The sequence below is a fragment of the Pseudomonas sp. OTU5201 genome, from assembly GCF_038440135.1.
In the GTDB taxonomy this organism is placed as follows: Bacteria; Pseudomonadota; Gammaproteobacteria; order Pseudomonadales; family Pseudomonadaceae; genus Metapseudomonas; species Metapseudomonas resinovorans.
The window spans coordinates 128751-146421 of the sequence record NZ_JASATC010000007.1 but is presented as its reverse complement, the minus strand read 5'-3'; the positions used below and the strand labels follow the sequence as shown (position 1 = coordinate 146421).

Genomic DNA, 17671 nt, shown 5'->3' with positions numbered 1-17671 from the left:
GTCGCAAGAACAAGACTATGGAGCCAGATTCGCTGCTCGACCAGCAGCGTCAGCGCCATGAATCGGCAGGCATCATGCCTGCCGATTCGCCACCCCGGTCAGCGGATGGACTTGATGGTGCCTTTGTTGCCGGTGACCTTGGCGGTCACCTTCTTGAACACGACATAGTCCTGCACGGTGAGTTCGTAGCGCGGCGCGACGATCAGGTCGGCACCGGACTCCTTGACCGCTTTGTAGGCGGCTGCGGCCTTGACGGCGGAAATCGGGTCCGGACCGAAGGGCAGTCCGCCACCGGAAGCGCCACCGTAGGCAACGCCGTCAGCGAACTGGGAGTCACCACCGAACTGCAGGACGTTGAACAGGATGTTGACCTCGGACTGTCCACTGATCTGCTCGCCCACAGCGACATCAGCCTTCAGGTCGGTCTTCACTTTGCCATTCAGCGGTGAAGTCGGCTGGCTGACGTTGTAGCTGCTGCAACCGGTCAGGGCAGCAAGGGCAGCAGCCAGGGCGGCGGGAACGAGGAACTTATTCATTGGGATCTCCATGGATCATTGAATGTCTGAGCGGCTCCGCTGATGTTCCTTGCGCGGATGCCGACCCCGGGAATCACCCGATTCCGGGGGCCCGCAAACCTACCAACCGGCGCCGCGAAGCATCAGTTCATGCTTTCCGAAAAGACGTTCAGATAGTTTCCCGTCGTACCGCTCCTGAGCACCCAGGCATCCGGCTTCAGGGTGTCGGCTCAGCCAGGCAGACCTGGTTCCGCCCCGAACTCTTGGCCCGATAGAGCGCAGCGTCGACGCATTCCAGCAACTGCTCCGGCCGGTCATCCGGCCCCGGCACCTGGCTGTGCGCCCCCACGCTCACCGTCACGACACCGAAGGGATTTCCCGAATGAATCAGGCCCTGCTCGTAGACTGCCTGCCGAATCCGTTCCGCCACCAATTGCGCACCGGCAAGATCGGTGTGCGGCAGCAGCACGGCGAACTCCTCGCCTCCGTAGCGCGCCACGGTATCGCCGGCGCGCACCTTGAAACGCCGCAACACATCGCTCACCGCCTTCAGGCAGACATCTCCGGCCTGATGGCCATAGCGGTCGTTGAAGGCCTTGAAGTAGTCGACATCGATCATCACCAACGCCAGAGGCGTGTTCACCGTGGCGGCGCGATGAAACTCGACTTGCAGGGCCTGATCGAACTGACGTCGATTGGAAATGCCGGTCAGGCTATCGCGGGTGGCCAGACGGAAAAGTTCGCGGTTCTCCTGCGCGATGCGCTGGGCAGCGGCCATGCGTTTGCGCATTCGCGCCACCAGCCCACCGCCAACCACCATGAGCGCCAGAACCAACACGGCCACGAGGCAGCCCACTACCGCTGCCTTGCGTTTCCATTCGGCCAGCACTTCGTTCCGGGACATGGACACCGCCACCACCAGCGGGAAGTGGTCCAACGCACGGTAGGCATAGACCCTGTCCACCCCGTCGAGCACGGAAATGCTAGCGCCCAGCCCCACGGGCGAGCGTTTCAGGTCGGACTGGAACATGAAGCTGCCAGCCATGCTGTCTCCCGTGCGACCCACACTCTCCGGCCGTCGGTAGATGATGGTGCCGTCGTTCATGGTGATCAGGATCGTGCCCTGCTCACCCATGTCGAAGTGCTTGTAGAACTCACGGAAGTGATCAATGCGAATACTTGCCAGCACCACACCGGCAAATAGGCCTTCCCGGTCATTTAAGCGGCGTGATATCGGCAATATCCATTCGCCGGTGGAGCGGCTGCGAATCGGGTTGCTCACTTGAGTGTCGCGGCTCACCGAATGGAGGTGATGCTGGAAATAGGCGCGATCCGAGTTGTTCGCATGGGCTGTCGGCGGAGGGTTGGTGTAGTAGCGCCACCGCCCCTCGGCGTCGTAGACGAAAATGCCGGCCAGTTGCTGGGCGCGCTGCTTGTAGCTCACCAGCAGTTGGTTGATGGCTTCAGGGCTGTTTTCGCCGCGCTCCAGCAGATCCACCAGACCGCTCAGGACGATATCGGCTTCCTTGATGGATTCCTGGGCATGCTGGGCGATGGAATAGGCCAGGTTGGCATTGGCCTTGTCCGCCTCCTGCAGGTAGATCTGCTTGGAGTCCAGCACCTGCGCCAGGTTCACCAGAATAGCCCCAAGCCCGGCCAGCAGCAGCAGGGCATAGGCCAGCCACAGGGAGCGCTGCGCTCCCGGGTAGCCCTGAACAGGTTCCGGACCGGACCCAGCCATTCACACACTCCTCGACGCCCGTGCCTGGACACACCTTAGGCAAGCGCCTGTGCCGAAACAATCTGGATTGATGGGTGATTGCCGCCACCCACGATGACGTTGTACAACGTACGAGCTGGCGCGAACGCCGCGCTAGAGCACCCCGCTCGACTGCGCAGGAAGGCGTCGGCGAATGCCGATCCGTCAGGCGCATAACCACGAACGACGCGGCCTCCGGCACATATTGGAAAACCGCGACATTTCCTTATAAGATCGCGCCTTCCCCCTAAATCGTCGCCCCGTGCGGCTTCAACCGCCCGTCCCGCCTGCATTGTTCCCGCATTACCCGGCCAGGACACGCGGCCAGTGGCAAAAGAAGAAAGGTAGTAACCATGAGCGCTAGGCATTTTCTCTCCCTGATGGACTGTACTCCCCAGGAGCTGAACAGCCTGATCCGTCGAGGCACCGAGCTGAAGGATCTGCGCAATCGAGGCGTGCGTTACGAGCCCCTGAAAAGCCGCGTACTGGGCATGATCTTCGAAAAGGCGTCCACCCGTACCCGCCTCTCCTTCGAGGCCGGCATGATCCAGCTCGGCGGCCAGGCCATCTTCCTGTCGCCGCGCGATACCCAGCTCGGCCGTGGAGAACCCATCAGCGACTGCGCCATCGTCATGTCGCGCATGCTCGACGCGGTAATGATCCGGACCTTTGCCCACAGCAAGCTGACCGAGTTCGCCGCCCATTCGCGGGTGCCGGTGATCAACGGCTTGTCCGATGACTTGCACCCCTGCCAGCTGCTGGCCGACATGCAGACTTTCCTAGAGCATCGCGGCAACATCCAGGGCAAGACCGTGGCCTGGATCGGCGACGGCAACAACATGTGCAACACTTATATAGAAGCGGCCATCCAGTTCGACTTCCAGTTGCGTGTCGCCTGCCCTGAAGGCTTCGAACCCAAGGCCGAGTTCCTCGCCACAGCCGGCGACCGCGTCAAGGTCGTGCGCGACCCGCGTGAAGCCGTGGCCGGAGCCCACCTGGTCAGCACAGACGTCTGGACGTCAATGGGCCAGGAGGAGGAAACCGCCAGTCGTCTGGCGCTGTTCGCCCCTTACCAGGTGAACAAGGCACTCCTCGACCTGGCCGCGGAAGACGTGATATTCATGCACTGCCTGCCAGCCCACCGCGGTGAAGAGATCAGCGTCGATCTGCTCGATGATCCGCGCTCGGTAGCCTGGGACCAGGCGGAAAACCGTCTCCACGCCCAAAAGGCCCTGCTCGAACTACTGGTCGAACACGCCCATCACGCATGAATCGCGAAATGCTCCTCAGCCTGCGCAACCTTACCTGCGGTTATCAGGACCAACAGGTTGTGCGGGGCCTCAACCTGCATCTCAATGCCGGCGATATCGGCTGTCTGCTGGGCCCCTCGGGCTGTGGCAAGACCACCACCCTGCGTGCCATCGCCGGTTTCGAACCGGTGCTGGAAGGTGAAATCCAGCTGGCTGACGAGGTCATCTCCCGCGCCGGCTACACCCTGGCACCGGAGAAGCGACGGATAGGCATGGTCTTCCAGGACTACGCCCTGTTCCCGCACCTGAGCGTGGCCGACAACGTTGCCTTCGGCATCCGCAAGGAGCCCGACTGCGAGCCGAAGGTCGCCGAGCTGCTGGAGCTGGTGAAGCTGGGCCATCTGTCCAGGCGCTATCCCCATGAACTGTCTGGCGGCCAGCAACAGCGCGTTTCCCTGGCCCGTGCCCTGGCACCGGAACCACGCCTGCTGTTGCTCGACGAGCCCTTCTCCAACCTCGATGGCGAACTGCGCAGACGCCTCAGCCAGGAGGTTCGCGAGATTCTCAAGGCACGCGGTACCAGCGCCATCCTGGTGACCCACGACCAGGAAGAGGCCTTTGCCGTCAGTGATCATGTCGGCGTGTTTCGAAACGGCCTGCTGGAGCAGTGGGACACTCCCTATAACCTGTACCACGAGCCGCTGACCCCCTTCGTCGCCAGCTTCGTCGGCCAGGGTTATTTCATACGCGGTCAGCTGATTTCCGCCGACGCAGTGAATACGGAACTGGGCACCATCCGCGGCAACCGCGCCTATACCTGGCCCCAGGGCTCGGCAGTGGATGTCCTGCTACGCCCGGACGACATCGTTCACGCACCGGACAGCGACTTGCGCGCCACAGTGATTGGCAAGACCTTCCTCGGTGCCGCCACCCTCTATCGCCTGCAACTGGCCACCGGCAGTCAGCTGGAATCCATATTCCCCAGCCATGCCGACCACCAGCCCGGGCAGGATGTTGGCATCCGTATCGCCGCCGATCACCTGGTGGTATTCCCTGCGCAGGGGAGCGTCGCCGCCCATTTCACCCCTCAGGAATCCGGAGTACGCCGCATCAGCGGTGCACTCTGAAACCCGTAGGGGCGATTTCAATCGCCAAGGGCGGCGCAGCTGCCCCTGACAGAGCTTCCGAGGCTGACCTTCGGCCTGCGCTACACCCACAGCCGCCCGCTGGCCACCAGCACTGAATGCCCGGCAATGCTCACCCGGTCGCCATCCAGGCGGCACCAGAGATCGCCGCTGCGGATGGAGCACTGTTCGGCTCGCAGCACGCGCTTCCCAAGGCGATTCGCCCAGTAAGGTATCAGTGCGCAGTGGGCGGCCCCGGTCACCGGGTCCTCCTCGATGCCGATCACCGGAGCGAAGAAGCGCGAGACAAAGTCATGCTTCATACCCGGTGCGGTGATGATCACGCCGGACCAGGGCAACTTGGCCAGCGCTTTGAAATCCGGCGTGCACTCGCGCACCGCCTGTTCCGATTCCAGCACCGCCAACAGGAAGTTGGCCCCCAGGGCATCCACCGGCGCCACACCCAAGGCATGCTCCAAGTCCAGGGTCACGCCCACCTCCTGCGGTACCAGGGCCGGGAAGTCCAACGCCAGGCGGCCCTCCTCTTCGCGAGTCACCCGCAGCTCGCCGGACTTGCTCATGAACTCCAGGCGATCCCCTGGTTCCTGATAGAGCTCGAACAGCACATGGGCACTGGCCAGGGTGGCATGACCGCAAAGCGGAACCTCGGCCCTGGGGGTGAACCAGCGGATGTGCCAGGCATTGCCTTCCTTCACCAGGAAGGCGGTTTCCGACAGGTTGTGCTCGGCGGCAATGCGTTGCATGAGCTGCTCGTCGAGCCAGGCATCCAGGCGATAGACCACGGCCGGATTGCCGCCGAAAGGACGCTGGGTAAAGGCATCGACCTGATGGAAATCCAGCTGCATGACACGCTCCTTGGAGTGGGGACGGGAAGATTCAGCATGCCAGCCAGCAACGCCCCACGCACCGTACAGTGGCCAGGTTCTATCGCGGATACAGTCAGTTCATTCTAGCGGAGGCAGGCCATAGCGCTGCAGCAGCTCGCTCATCCGCCCGGACACGCGCAAACGTTTGAGCCCGGCGTCGAACATCGCCGCATGACGCGGGCTGGCCTCCCTGGCCGGGGAAAATGCCCGGCCGCTCCGAGCCGGGCTGGCAATTGATCGGACACCAGATGTCCCCGGCGATCACCAGGGTCTCAGCACGAGCCGACGGGAAGAGCAAAGGTGCGGCCAGCAGGCCCAGTACCTGCCAACGGTGTTTCAGCAATCCTCGCCCTTTTCCGATCCTGCCTCCCGGCGTCTACGCGGTGTCTTCACGCACCGCTGCGCACCCTTTGCACGGCGTCCAGCCAGCCGCCATAAAGTTTCTTGCGGTGGTCTTCGGCCATGCGTGGGGCAAAACGTTGCTGACGATGCCAGTGACTGGCCACTTCGTCCAGATCGCGATAGAGCCCTACCTGCAAACCTGCGAGGTAAGCCACGCCCAGGGCCGTGGTCTCGGTGACTTCCGGGCGTTCCACCGGTACCCCGAGGATGTCGGCAAGGAACTGCATCACCCAGTTGTTCTCCACCATACCGCCGTCCACCCGCAGGGCACTGGGCGCGGCAGCGCCGTCCTGGGCCATGGCCTCCAACAGGTCGCGGGTCTGGTAGCAGACGGACTGCAACCCGGCAGTGACGATTTCCTTGATGCCGGTATCGCGGGTCAAGCCGAAGATGGCGCCGCGCGCGCGCGGGTCCCAGTAGGGCGCCCCAAGGCCAGTGAAAGCCGGCACCAGGTAGACGCCGCAGGCATCGCCGGTCTGCTCGGCCAGGGCCTCGGTATCGCGGGCGTGGCTGATCAGCTTGATACCATCACGCAACCACTGCACAGCAGCGCCGGCAACGAAGATGCTGCCCTCCACCGCGTAGGTCACCTTGCCATTCAGGCGGTAGCCGACCGTCGTCAGCAGTCGGTTGCGCGAGACCACTGGCTGCTCACCGGTGTTCTGGATCATGAAGCAGCCGGTGCCGTAGGTACTCTTCACCATGCCCGGCTGGAAGCAGGCCTGGCCGATCAACGCCGCCTGCTGGTCTCCGGCCATGCCGCGCACCGGGATGCTGGCGCCGAGCAAGCTGACCTCGGTATCTCCAAACTCGGCGGCGCAGTCGAGGACTTCCGGCAACAAGCTTGCGGGGATGTCGAACAGACGCAGCAGCTCTGCATCCCATTGCTGGCTGTGAATATTGAACAACAGGGTCCGCGAGGCGTTGGTGGCATCGGTGCGATGCACCTTGCCGCCGGTCAGACGCCAGAGCAGGAAGCAGTCCACGGTGCCGAAACGCAGTTCGCCGCGCTCGGCGCGTTCGCGGGCACCTGGCACGTTTTCCAGCACCCAGCGCAGCTTGGTGGCGGAGAAGTAAGGGTCGATGAGGAGACCGGTTCGACGGGCCACGTCCGCTTCACGGCCGGCGGCCTTGAGCGTGGCGCAGTAGTCGGCCGTGCGGCGGTCCTGCCAGACGATAGCCGGGTGGATGGGAGTACCGGTCACTGCATCCCAGACCAGGGTGGTTTCACGCTGGTTGGTGATGCCGATGGCGGCGATCTCGGCCGGATTCAATCCGCTCCGCTCGATGGCCTCGCGACAGACCTTCAGGGTAGTCAGCCAGATTTCCTCGCCGTCATGCTCCACCCAGCCGTCCTTGGGAAAGTATTGTTTGAACTCCTGCTGGGCACGCGCCACTGGCAAGCCCTGGGCGCTGAAAACGATGGCGCGGCTGCTGGTGGTGCCCTGGTCGATGGCGAGCAGGTAGTGGGCCATGGCGATGCTTCCTTGTTCTTGTTCTGGGCTTTTTATGGACGACCGATATCGGCGAACTGACCTTGAGTATGGGCGGCCAGGGTGTCGGCGGAGAGCTCGACTTCCAGCCCGCGCCGGCCAGCGCTGACATGCACGGTGGAGAAGTTTCGGGCCGTGTTGTCGATGAAGGTACGCAGACGCTTCTTCTGCCCCAGCGGACTGATGCCACCCACTAGGTAACCGGTGGTGCGCTGGGCCAGATTGGGATCGGCCATCTCCGCTTTCTTGACACCGGCTGCATGGGCCAGCGCCTTGAGGTCGAGGCTGCCTACCACCGGCACCACGGCGACCAGCAGCTCGCCTTTCTCGGTGGCGGCGAGCAGCGTCTTGAACACTCGCGCCGGATCCAGGTTGAGCTTCTCGGCGGCCTCCAGGCCATAAGAGGGCGCCTTCGGGTCATGTTGATAGCTGTGCACCTTGTGCTCAGCCTTGGCTTTCTTCAGCAGGTCGATGGCAGGCGTCATGTTCGATTGTGAAAATCCGGCGACAGATTCGGCGTACCTTAACGGGAAAAACCGTCATTCGACAGCCCGCCGCTATAATGCCGCGCAAAACAAGGAGCCAGCATGAACCTCGGCCCCCGGCAACAAGACATTCTCGACCTCACTCGTGAGCGCGGCTACGTCAGCATCGATGAACTGGCCCAGGCCTTCGCCGTCACCCCGCAGACCATCCGCCGCGACATCAACCAGCTCGCCGAGCACGGCTTGCTGCGGCGAACCCACGGGGGCGCGGCCAGCGAAGCCTCGAGCACCCAGAACACTGCCTACACCATGCGCGCCGGGCAGAACCGCGACGAAAAGCAGCGTATCGCCGACGCCGTGGCCGAGTACATCCCCGACCATGCATCGCTCTTCATCAACATAGGCACCACCACCGAAGCGATTGCCCGCGCCCTAATGGGCCACAAGGGCCTGAAGGTGATCACCAACAACCTGCACGTGGCCGCGCAACTGGCCGACAAGCCGGACTTCGAAGTCCTGGTGGCGGGCGGTACGGTGCGCAGCGACGGCGGAATCGTTGGCCAGGCAGCGGTGGATTTCATCCAGCAGTTCAAGGTGGACTACGCCCTGGTAGGCATCAGCGGTATCGACGAAGACGGCAGCCTGCTGGACTTCGACTACCAGGAAGTACGCGTGTCCCAGGCCATCATCGAGAACGCCCGACATGTGTTCCTCGCCGCCGACTCCAGCAAGTTCGGCCGCAACGCCGTGGTACGCCTGGGCTCCATCACCCTGGTGGACCGGTTGTTCACCGACCACCAGCCCTCCCCTGCCCTGGCCCGTCTGCTGGCCGAGCACAAGGTGCATCTCGAGCAGGTCTGAGCCCCTTCCAACTGTATGAATTTTCCATGACCACCCGGCGCGAAAGCGCGCACCGGGCTAGTCATTTTTCGCCCGCTCGACTAGGCTATTTTCGAAACTGAACATTGAAAGTTCGATTTCGACCTTGGTGCCTGCCCATGAACCACAACCACTCCCCCATCGCCGAAGTCTATGACCTCGCGGTCGTCGGCGGCGGCATCAATGGCGTCGGCATCGCCGCCGACGCAGCTGGCCGGGGTCTGTCGGTATTTCTCTGCGAGAAGGACGACCTCGCCCAACACACCTCTTCGGCCAGCAGCAAACTGATCCACGGTGGCCTTCGCTACCTGGAGCATTACGAATTCCGCCTGGTGCGCGAAGCCCTGGCCGAGCGCGAAGTGCTGCTCGCCAAGGCGCCGCACATCGTCAAGCCTCTGCGTTTCATCCTGCCCCACCGACCCCACCTGCGTCCGGCCTGGATGATACGCGCGGGCCTGTTCCTCTATGACCACCTCGGCAAGCGCAAGCGCCTGCCCGCCTCCCGTGGCCTGCGCTTCGGTGCCGGCAGCCCGATGAAGGTGGAAATCACCCACGGGTTCGAGTACTCCGATTGCTGGGTCGACGACGCCCGACTGGTGGTGCTCAATGCCATGGCAGCCCGCGAGCGCGGCGCCCATGTTCATACTCGAACCCGCTGCGTCAGCGCCCGGCGCAGCAAGGGGCTCTGGCATATCCACTTGGAGCGCGCCGACGGCAGCCTGTTGTCGATCCGTGCTCGCGCCCTGGTGAACGCCGCCGGTCCCTGGGTGGCTCGCTTCATCGAACAGGACCTCAAGCAGTCGACGCCCTACGGCATCCGCCTGATCCAGGGCAGCCACATCATCGTGCCGCGCCTGCATGACGGCGAGCAGGCCTACATCCTGCAGAACGAAGACCGCCGCATCGTCTTCGCCATTCCCTATCTGGAACGCTTTACCCTGATCGGCACCACCGACCGCGAGTACCACGGCGACCCGGCCTCAGTGGCGATCACGCCCGAGGAAACCCGCTACCTGCTGGATGTGGTCAACCGCCACTTCAAGCGCCAGTCGAGCGAGCAAGACGTTCTCCACAGCTATGCTGGCGTTCGCCCGCTGTGCGACGACGAGTCGGCCGATCCGTCGGCAGTGACCCGCGACTACACCCTGGCGCTTTCCGCCCACCCCGGCGACGCCCCACTGCTCTCGGTGTTCGGTGGCAAGCTCACCACCTACCGCAAGCTCGCCGAAGCAGCCCTGGAACAACTGACCCCCTGGTTCCCGCTCGCCAAGGGCGCCTGGACGGCGACCGCGCCGCTGCCCGGTGGCGAAAAGATGGAAAGCCGCAGCGCCCTGGTCGAAGCCTTATGCTCGAGCTTCGGCTGGTTGCCCACCCACATCGCCCGGCGTTGGGTCAACCTCTACGGCAGCCGCTGCTGGCACCTGCTGCGCGACGTGCGAGAGCTGGCCGACCTCGGCGAACACCTGGGGGCCGGCCTCTACACGCGGGAAGTGGATTATCTCTGCCAGCAAGAATGGGCCGTCAACGCCGAAGACATCCTCTGGCGTCGCACCAAACTGGGCCTGTTCATGAGCACTAGCCAGCAGGCTCGCCTGTCCCAGTACCTCAAACAGGAGCACCCGCGCCGGCCACGGGCAGATGCGGCGTAAGCCAACCATCCGCGAGCAATCCCTACCCTCCCAACTGCAAGGCGGCTCAGAGCTGCGCAACATGCCCCACTGCCCGGCGATGGGCCAGCAGATGCGGTAGCACCGCCGACAGCAGCGGTTCCTTGAAGGCTTCCTGGAAGCGATGGGCCAGTCCGGGAATCAACTTCAGCTCCGAACCCTTGATGTGCGCTGCCACATGCACACCGTGCATCACGGGCAGCAGTGGATCGGCAGTACCGTGCACCACCAAGGTCGGCACCTGCAGGCGATTGAGCATGTCGACGCGGCTGGGCTCGGCGAGTATCGCCAGGATCTGCCGCTGCACGCCTTCGGGGTTGAAGGAGCGGTCATAGGCCCGGGCCGCCTGCTCCATCAGTTGCCCGCGCTCGTCACTGACCTCGGGGCTACCAAGCGCGGCCAGCAGGTCGGCCTGCTGCTGGATGGCCACGTCCCGACTCGGCGCCTCGCGACGCGCCAACAGTTCCAGCAGTGCCGGGCTCGGCGCCGGCAGGCCCTGGGCGCCTGAGCTGGTCATGATGAGGGTCAGGCTGAGCACCCGTTGCGGCGCCATGTCGGCCAGGTGCTGGGCGATCATGCCGCCCATGCTGGCACCGAGCACATGGGCCTGGCGAATCCCCAGGGCGTCCAGCAGGTGCAGCGAGTCACCGGCCATGTCGCGCAAGCCGTAAGGCGCCGAGACCGGTAGGCCGAGGCGGTAGCGCACCACTTCATAGGCCAGGTTCGCCGTGGGGGCGGTGCCCGTCCAGGCGGACAGGCCGACATCGCGATTGTCGAAGCGAATCACCCGGAAGCCGCTCTTGCAGAGGCGCTGCACCACCTCGTCCGGCCAATGGATCAGTTGCCCGCCCAGCCCCATGATCAGCAACAGCGCCGGGTCCCGCTCACGACCCACGCTCTGGTATGCCAGGCGCACCTCACCCAAGTCGACAGTCTCCGTCGGCGCGGTCACACCGCAGCGGGTATCGGCAAAAGTAAAGGAAGGCAGGCCGCAAATGAGCGCGGCGAGCAGGATCAGCACACGCATGATGGAAATCCAGAACGCAAAACCCCAGTTGAACGCGATTCTGATGAATCCCTTGCGTTCGCACTGCCACAGAACCGTGACAATTTCATGACGAGCGCTGAACGGTCATTGCCAGGCCCGGGGCGGCGGCCGATCCGGCCGCTGCCCCAGGCCTGGACTCAGGCGCCGACCTGGCGCAGAGGGGCGCTAGTGCGTTGGGCGGTTTCCCAGTTGTCGGCAAGACCCACCGGCATATCCTCGGGAGCCAGTAGCCGACGCCCGCGCACCAGATCCGAAGCACGCTCGGCGAGCATGATGGTCGGCGCGTTGAGGTTACCGTTGGGCTCCGTGGGGAAGACCGACGAATCGATCACCCGCAGCCCCTGGATGCCACGCACCCGCAGTTCGGAATCCACCACCGCCATATCGTCCTCGCCCATGCGGCAGGAGCCACAGGGATGCATGGTGCTTTCCATGTTGGCACGCACGAAGGCGTCGATTTCCTCGTCCGTCTGCACCGCCGGGCCGGGTGCCAACTCTTCACCACGGTATCGGTCCATGGCCGGCTGGCCGATGATTTCGCGGGTCAGACGCACACAGCGACGGAAGCCCTCACGGTCCTCCTCGCTCTCCAGGTAGTTGAAACGAATTTCCGGATGCTCGTAGGGGTCGGCCGACAAGGCACGGACATGCCCTCGGCTTTTTGGCTTGTTGGGGCCGGTCAGCACCATGAACCCGTGCCCACGGAACGGCTTGTCACCGTCGTAGCGCATCGCCGCCGGCAGGAAGTGGAACTGGATGTCCGGCCAACGCAGCCCCTGCTCGGAGCGGATGAAACCACCCGCCTCGAAGTGGTTGCTGGCACCCAGGCCGTCCTTGAACAACAACCAGCGCAGGCCGATCAGAGCCTTGCCCAGCAAGCCCATCTTGCCGTTGAGGGTGATCGGCTCCTTGCAGGCGTACTGGATATAGATTTCCGAGTGGTCCTGGAGGCTTTCCCCTACACCCGGCAGATGGTGGCGGACTTCGATACCAGCCTGCTTCAGGACCTCCGTCGGGCCGATGCCGGAACGCTGCAACAGGTGCGGCGAGCCGATGGGGCCCGAGGACACCAGCACCTCGCGATTGCAGTGAACCGTGTGGGTCTGGCCACCCTGGTCGTACTCCACGCCCACCGCGCGCTTACCCTCGAGGAGGATCCGCCGGGTCATGGCGTGGGTGACCACCGTCAGGTTGGGCCGTTCCATGGCCGGGCGCAGGTAGGCGTTGGCGGTGGACCAGCGCACGCCATCCTTCACCGTCATGTGCATGGCGCCGAAACCTTCCTGCATGTAGCCGTTGCAATCGTCGGTCTTGATGTAGCCGGCCTGCGCACCCGCCTCCACCCAGGCGCCATACAGCGGGTTCTGCATGTTATTGCCATTGTTGGTGGCGAGTGGGCCGCTGGCGCCTCGGTAGTCGTCGCCGCCGAACTTGTACGTCTCGGCACGTTTGAAGTACGGGAGGCAGTTCCGGTAGCCCCAGTTCTTCGCCCCCAGGCTTTCCCATTCGTCGAAGTCGTACGCGTGGCCGCGGATGTAAACCAGGCCATTGATGGAGGACGATCCACCGAGCACCTTGCCCCGCGGACAATGCAGGCGACGGCCGTCGAGATGCGGCTCGGATACCGTCTCGTAGCGCCAGTTGTACTTCTTCGTGTTCATCGGAATGGAGAAGGCGCTGGGCATCTGGATCAGCACGCTGCGGTCACTGCCGCCGAACTCCAGAACCAGCACGGACGTGCCGGCATCCTCGGTCAGGCGGTTGGCCAGGACACAACCTGCAGAGCCCGCGCCGATGATGATGTAGTCGTATCGCTTATTCATTGCTGTAACCCTTTGCGGTGAGGCCCAGGGCCTCGGTCTTGCGGTCGCTGCCCTTTGGGTAGGCGCCCCAGCCCAGGCGAGCAGCCAGCACGCGTGTCAGTGCGTAGTGGGCCACCCCGGCCAGCAGGCAGGACGGCAGGGAGGCGGTGGCGAACGTGAAGAAGGTGGTGTTGACCAGGGTCTGCGGGTTGAACACCACCACGTAGATGACGAAGCCCGCTACCAGCGCAACCAAGGCGGCCGGGTTGAAACCCCGCCAGAAGCGGAATGGCGAGTGCGCTTCGTCGGCGTAGAGGTGGCGCAGGTTCAGGCGTTGGCGGCGAAGGAAGAAGTAATCGGCGATACCGATGCCCGCCAGGGCGCTGTTCAGGGCCGAGGTCCAGACCAGGAAGATGAAGAAGCCGTCGTAGATACCCGGCGCGAACAGCACGATCAGCCCCGGCGCCACGCAGAACAGCACCACCAACCACTCCCAGCTCATCTCCCGCAATGTCTGCCCCGCCAACTGGCGCAGGCCGACAATGGACGTGTAGAGGATGTTCACCATGCTGGTGACGTTGGCGAAGGCCACGAAACCCAGGGCGATGACGCCGAAGGTCAGGCCGCCGATGCGGGTCATCCACACCGTGGGGTCACTGTCACCCAGCGCGGCGGCGGCGAGCAGGCCCACCACTTCACCCAGCGCGGCGGCGGCGAAGATGCCGATGATGTTCGGCCAGTAGGACGTCCGCTGATTCTTCGAGAGTCGCGCCAGGTTGCCCACATAGGGCCACCAGGAGAAGCCCGCGGCCATGTTCACCTCGACGGCGATCATGAAGTTCACCCGCTTGTCGTCGAAGGGGGCGTCCAGCGCGGGCATGGCCATCAGCTCGGAGAAGGCGTGTTCGCTGAGGATCATGTAGAACATCACGACCATGATCACCACCAGCGCCGGCGCGACGATGGTGTTGAACACCTTGATCGACGTCGGCCCCTTGGCGACCACGAGGCCGGTGAGGACCACCGCGAAGAATCCCGCGCCCAGGACCAGCCAGCCATTGGCATCGGTCTTGTGCTCGGACACCAGTCCGGCAAGGCCGTCGATGGAGCGTCCGAACATCAGCCCCAGTACCGCCAGCCAGCCCATGGTGAGGAACACCACCGCCAGCACGTAGACCAGCCGGCTGCCGTTGCCGCCGAACATGCTGCGCAGGAAGGTGAACTGCTCGGTGCCGTACTTGCCGCACGGCACGCAGGTGGCGAAGGTGGTCAGCAGCACGCCGAGAATGTTGCCGATTACGATGGCGGCAATGCCTTGCATGGGCCCGACGAACAGTGCCGTGGCGCCACCGATGAGGAAGGCCCATGTAGCGATGGCCAGGGCGGAGTTGGCGTAGGTGAACTCCCAGAAACCCCACATGCGTTCGGCGGGTAGCAGCGGCGTGTCTCCCCGCTCCGCTTCGAGACTGTGATTGACGGGTTCGTGATTGGCCATGGCTCAGTACCCCCAGAGGTAGAAGCCGACGACCAGGACCAGCGTCATCAGGGTGGTTGCGATGTAGTCGACGGCGGTCAACGCCCCCGGCCACTCCTTGCTCTCTTCCAACTGCTCATACACGCGTATGCGTCTTTCAAGCTCCTGCGCACGCTCGATATCGGGTTGGCTGTTCATCTGGGCATCACCTCAAGGGGTTCTTGTTATTGAAATTCGATGCATCCCGGCCAGTGGCCACCGGCGCCGAAGCCCCGGTGGCGGGTTCCGCCCCACTCCTCAGGGCAGTGTGATCCACACGGCTTTGGTTTCCAGCAGGTATTCCAGTTGCTCCGACCCGAGGTCCTTGCCATAGCCCGACTGCTTGTAGCCGCCGAAGGGCATGGCAGGGTCGATGGTGCTGTGGGCGTTGACGTAAACCGAACCGGCACGCAAGCGCGGAATCAGGCTGTGAACGCGACCGAGGTCGTTGGAGTACAGCGCGGCGGCCAACCCGAAAGGCGAATCGTTGGCCAGGGCCAGCACCTCTTCCTCATCGTCGAAGGGGGCGGTCACCAGCACCGGGCCAAAGATCTCCTCCTGGACGATGCGCATGTCATTTCGGCAGTTGGCGAAGATGGTCGGCTGCACGAAGAAGCCAGGTCCTTCCACGGGCTCGCCTCCGTAGAACAGCTCCGCGCCTTCCGCCTTGCCAGCCTCGATGTACGCCAGCACGCGTTGCTGTTGCTCGCGGGACACCATCGGACTGATGAAGCAATCGGGATCCAACCCGGGCGCAATCTTCAGGGTTGCCGTGTAATCGGCCAGCTCGCGCAGGAACTCGGCGTAGACGCTGCGGTGGACATAGGCACGGGTGCCGGCGTCGCAGACTTGCCCGGAGTTGAAGAACACCCCGTTGGCCACCGCCTGGGCCGCCGCCTTCAGGTCGGCGTCGGCCAGGACGATCACCGGCGACTTGCCGCCCAGCTCCAGCGTCAGGCGCTTCATCTGGTCCATGGCTGCCTTGCCCACCGAACATCCCACCGGGGTCGAGCCGGTAAAGCTGAGCTTGTCGATGCCCGGGTGGCTGGCCATGGCCGCTCCCACCACGCTGCCGCGCCCGGTAACGATGTTCACCACGCCGTCGGGAATGCCCGCCTCCTGCACCAGCTCGGCAAAGCGCAAGGCCGAGAGGGAGGTCAGCTCCGCGGGCTTCACTACCACGGTACAACCTACTGCCAGTGCAGCCCCAAGCTTCCAGGCCATGGTTTGCAGCGGGAAGTTCCAGGGCACGATCACGCCCACTACGCCCACCGGCTCCTTGCGCGTGTAGGCCAGGTAATTGCCGGGAAGCGAGGGATCCACAGTACGGCCATGAATCTTGCTGGCCCAGCCGGCGAAATAGCGGAAGGTGTCGATGGTGCCCTGGATATCGACCGCGCGGGCCTGGGTCACGGACTTGCCCATATCGATGGATTCGATCTCGGCCAGCTCATCGGCGTTCGCTTCGATCAGGTCGGCCAGACGATGCAGCAGACGCTCACGCTCCAGGGGCTTGAGTTGGCGCCAGGGGCCGCCATCGAATTGCGCGCGGGCGGCTTGCACGGCGCGATCCAGATCATCAGCCGTGCCCATGGGAATGCGCCCGAGCACACCTTCGCTGGAGGGTTCGATCACGTCGGCGCTGGCACCGTCGGAGGCGCCCTGCCAGGCACCGCCAATGAACAGCTGCCTGGGCCGGGAGAGGAAGTGCTGGGTCGCTTCGGAAACGCCGAATTGCTGCAGGTAGTTTTTTGTTCTGGTGTCCATCGTCGCTCTCGTCTTCATACGCAGGTCGCGTGGAGGGAATGACGGCGAACAGGTCTTGCCAGGGATCGCCGTTGAGCTGAATATGGCCCCGGCCTAACATTGGTAAAATGCAAAATATCAGATGCATGAATCGGCATTTTCCGAAGCATGTGATGGCGTGAGGTTGCGATGATCCAGCTCTATGACGTCGATCTGAAACTGCTGCGAGTTTTCGAGACCATCGTCAAATGCGGCGGCTTCTCTGCTGCCCAGGCCGCTCTCAATGTCGGCCAGTCCACCATCAGCGAACAAATGACCCAGTTGGAGGCACGCCTTGGGGTGAAGCTCTGCCAGCGCGGGCGCAGCGGCTTTCGCCTCACCGAGCAGGGCGTGGCCATCCACGAAGCGACTCAGCGCCTGCTATCGGCGGTCGAGGCCTTCTGCATGGATGCCGACGGGTTGAAACAGCACATCAGCGGCACCCTCAACCTCGGCATCATCGACACCACCATCACAGACCCGGACTCCCCCCTCCCAAGTACGACCCAGCGTTTCGTCGCGCGCGGGCACGATGTCCATCTCAGCGTCTATGTGGGCACCCCTTCAGAGCTGGAAGAACGGGTCCTGGACGGTCGGCTGCACCTCGCCATCGGCCACTTCCCGTTCCGTGTTCCGGGCCTGAACTACTCACCGCTCTACCAGGAAGCGCTGGGCCTCTACTGCGGCCGCCACCACCCGCTGTACAGCAGCGAAGCGAAGGACGACGAACTGCAACGGCAGATCGCTGCCTCGAAGCTGGTAGCACGCGGGTTCATGCAGCAAAGCGATCTGGAACTGGTCGGCGCAAACCGCGCCGCCGCAACGGTGGACAATATCGAGGCACTGGCGATCCTGATTATCTCCGGCGCCTACCTGGGCTTCCTGCCCCGGCATTTCGCCGCGCGCTGGGTAGAAAGTGGCGACATGCGTCCATTACTAGCCGAACGCCTGGCGCCGTCGGCCAGCTTCGACGCCATCACCCGTCGTGGCGTGGCGCCGCCGCCCATACTGCGGGCATTTCTCGATGACCTGGCCAGCAGCGCGCTGCACGTCTGAGCCCCC

The 17671-nt window shown here is 63.9% G+C and carries 15 protein-coding genes; 5 read left to right on the top strand and 10 right to left on the bottom strand.

Annotation, left to right across the window (positions count from 1 at the left end; genetic code table 11):
- Positions 1 to 98: 98 nt before the first annotated feature.
- The gene (locus AAHM40_RS06775) at positions 99 to 536 is read right to left on the bottom strand and encodes a hypothetical protein (protein WP_342243962.1); all 438 of its coding nucleotides are present in this window, start codon (positions 534 to 536) and stop codon (positions 99 to 101) included.
- A gap of 196 nt (positions 537 to 732) precedes the next feature.
- Positions 733 to 2256 carry a sensor domain-containing diguanylate cyclase gene (locus AAHM40_RS06770; RefSeq protein WP_342243961.1) on the bottom strand — a complete coding sequence of 508 codons (1524 nt, stop codon included), beginning with the start codon at positions 2254 to 2256 and terminating at the stop codon, positions 733 to 735.
- A 371-nt stretch (positions 2257 to 2627) separates the two neighbouring features.
- Between AAHM40_RS06770 and argF the strand changes: the two genes are divergently transcribed.
- Positions 2628 to 3545 carry an ornithine carbamoyltransferase gene (gene argF / locus AAHM40_RS06765; protein WP_342243960.1) on the top strand — a complete coding sequence of 306 codons (918 nt, stop codon included), beginning with the start codon at positions 2628 to 2630 and terminating at the stop codon, positions 3543 to 3545.
- Positions 3542 to 4651 (top strand): ABC transporter ATP-binding protein, encoded by a 1110-nt coding sequence (locus tag AAHM40_RS06760; protein WP_342243959.1) that lies wholly within the window; start codon positions 3542 to 3544, stop codon positions 4649 to 4651. The genes argF and AAHM40_RS06760 overlap by 4 nt, the downstream gene beginning before the upstream one ends.
- An 80-nt stretch (positions 4652 to 4731) precedes the next feature.
- Here the strand turns inward: AAHM40_RS06760 and AAHM40_RS06755 are convergent, their stop codons facing one another.
- The 3 genes from AAHM40_RS06755 to ybaK form a co-directional block, all read right to left on the bottom strand.
- A complete protein-coding gene (locus tag AAHM40_RS06755; RefSeq protein WP_342243958.1) occupies positions 4732 to 5514 on the bottom strand; it encodes a PhzF family phenazine biosynthesis protein in 783 nt (260 codons plus the stop codon).
- Positions 5515 to 5924: 410 nt separating this feature from the next.
- Positions 5925 to 7412, bottom strand: a complete 1488-nt coding sequence (glpK, locus tag AAHM40_RS06750; RefSeq protein ID WP_342243957.1) for a glycerol kinase GlpK — start codon at positions 7410 to 7412, stop codon at positions 5925 to 5927.
- Between the two features lie 32 nt (positions 7413 to 7444).
- On the bottom strand, positions 7445 to 7915 hold the full coding sequence (ybaK, locus tag AAHM40_RS06745; RefSeq protein WP_342243956.1) for a Cys-tRNA(Pro) deacylase: 471 nt from the start codon (positions 7913 to 7915) through the stop codon (positions 7445 to 7447).
- A 102-nt stretch (positions 7916 to 8017) separates the two neighbouring features.
- On the opposite strand from ybaK, the gene AAHM40_RS06740 reads away from it, so the two are divergent.
- Positions 8018 to 8776 (top strand): DeoR/GlpR family DNA-binding transcription regulator, encoded by a 759-nt coding sequence (locus AAHM40_RS06740; protein WP_342243955.1) that lies wholly within the window; start codon positions 8018 to 8020, stop codon positions 8774 to 8776.
- A 137-nt stretch (positions 8777 to 8913) separates the two neighbouring features.
- On the top strand, positions 8914 to 10443 hold the full coding sequence (gene glpD, locus AAHM40_RS06735) for a glycerol-3-phosphate dehydrogenase (RefSeq protein ID WP_342243954.1): 1530 nt from the start codon (positions 8914 to 8916) through the stop codon (positions 10441 to 10443).
- A gap of 46 nt (positions 10444 to 10489) precedes the next feature.
- Here the strand turns inward: glpD and AAHM40_RS06730 are convergent, their stop codons facing one another.
- From AAHM40_RS06730 to AAHM40_RS06710, 5 genes are all read right to left on the bottom strand, one after another.
- The gene (locus tag AAHM40_RS06730; protein WP_342243953.1) at positions 10490 to 11488 is read right to left on the bottom strand and encodes an alpha/beta hydrolase; all 999 of its coding nucleotides are present in this window, start codon (positions 11486 to 11488) and stop codon (positions 10490 to 10492) included.
- Between the two features lie 158 nt (positions 11489 to 11646).
- Positions 11647 to 13332: a choline dehydrogenase gene (gene betA, locus AAHM40_RS06725; protein WP_342243952.1), complete on the bottom strand. Its 1686-nt coding sequence runs from the start codon at positions 13330 to 13332 to the stop codon at positions 11647 to 11649.
- Entirely contained in the window at positions 13325 to 14806 is a 1482-nt protein-coding gene (locus AAHM40_RS06720) for a purine-cytosine permease family protein (RefSeq protein WP_342243951.1), read from the bottom strand. Before AAHM40_RS06720 ends, betA begins: the two co-directional genes overlap by 8 nt.
- 3 nt (positions 14807 to 14809) lie before the next feature.
- The gene (locus AAHM40_RS06715; protein ID WP_169338764.1) at positions 14810 to 14983 is read right to left on the bottom strand and encodes a hypothetical protein; all 174 of its coding nucleotides are present in this window, start codon (positions 14981 to 14983) and stop codon (positions 14810 to 14812) included.
- Between the two features lie 99 nt (positions 14984 to 15082).
- Complete coding sequence (locus AAHM40_RS06710) at positions 15083 to 16591, bottom strand: aldehyde dehydrogenase family protein (RefSeq protein WP_342243950.1); 1509 nt, start codon at positions 16589 to 16591, stop codon at positions 15083 to 15085.
- Between the two features lie 168 nt (positions 16592 to 16759).
- Between AAHM40_RS06710 and AAHM40_RS06705 the strand changes: the two genes are divergently transcribed.
- Complete coding sequence (locus tag AAHM40_RS06705; protein WP_342243949.1) at positions 16760 to 17665, top strand: LysR family transcriptional regulator; 906 nt, start codon at positions 16760 to 16762, stop codon at positions 17663 to 17665.
- Positions 17666 to 17671: the final 6 nt, after the last annotated feature.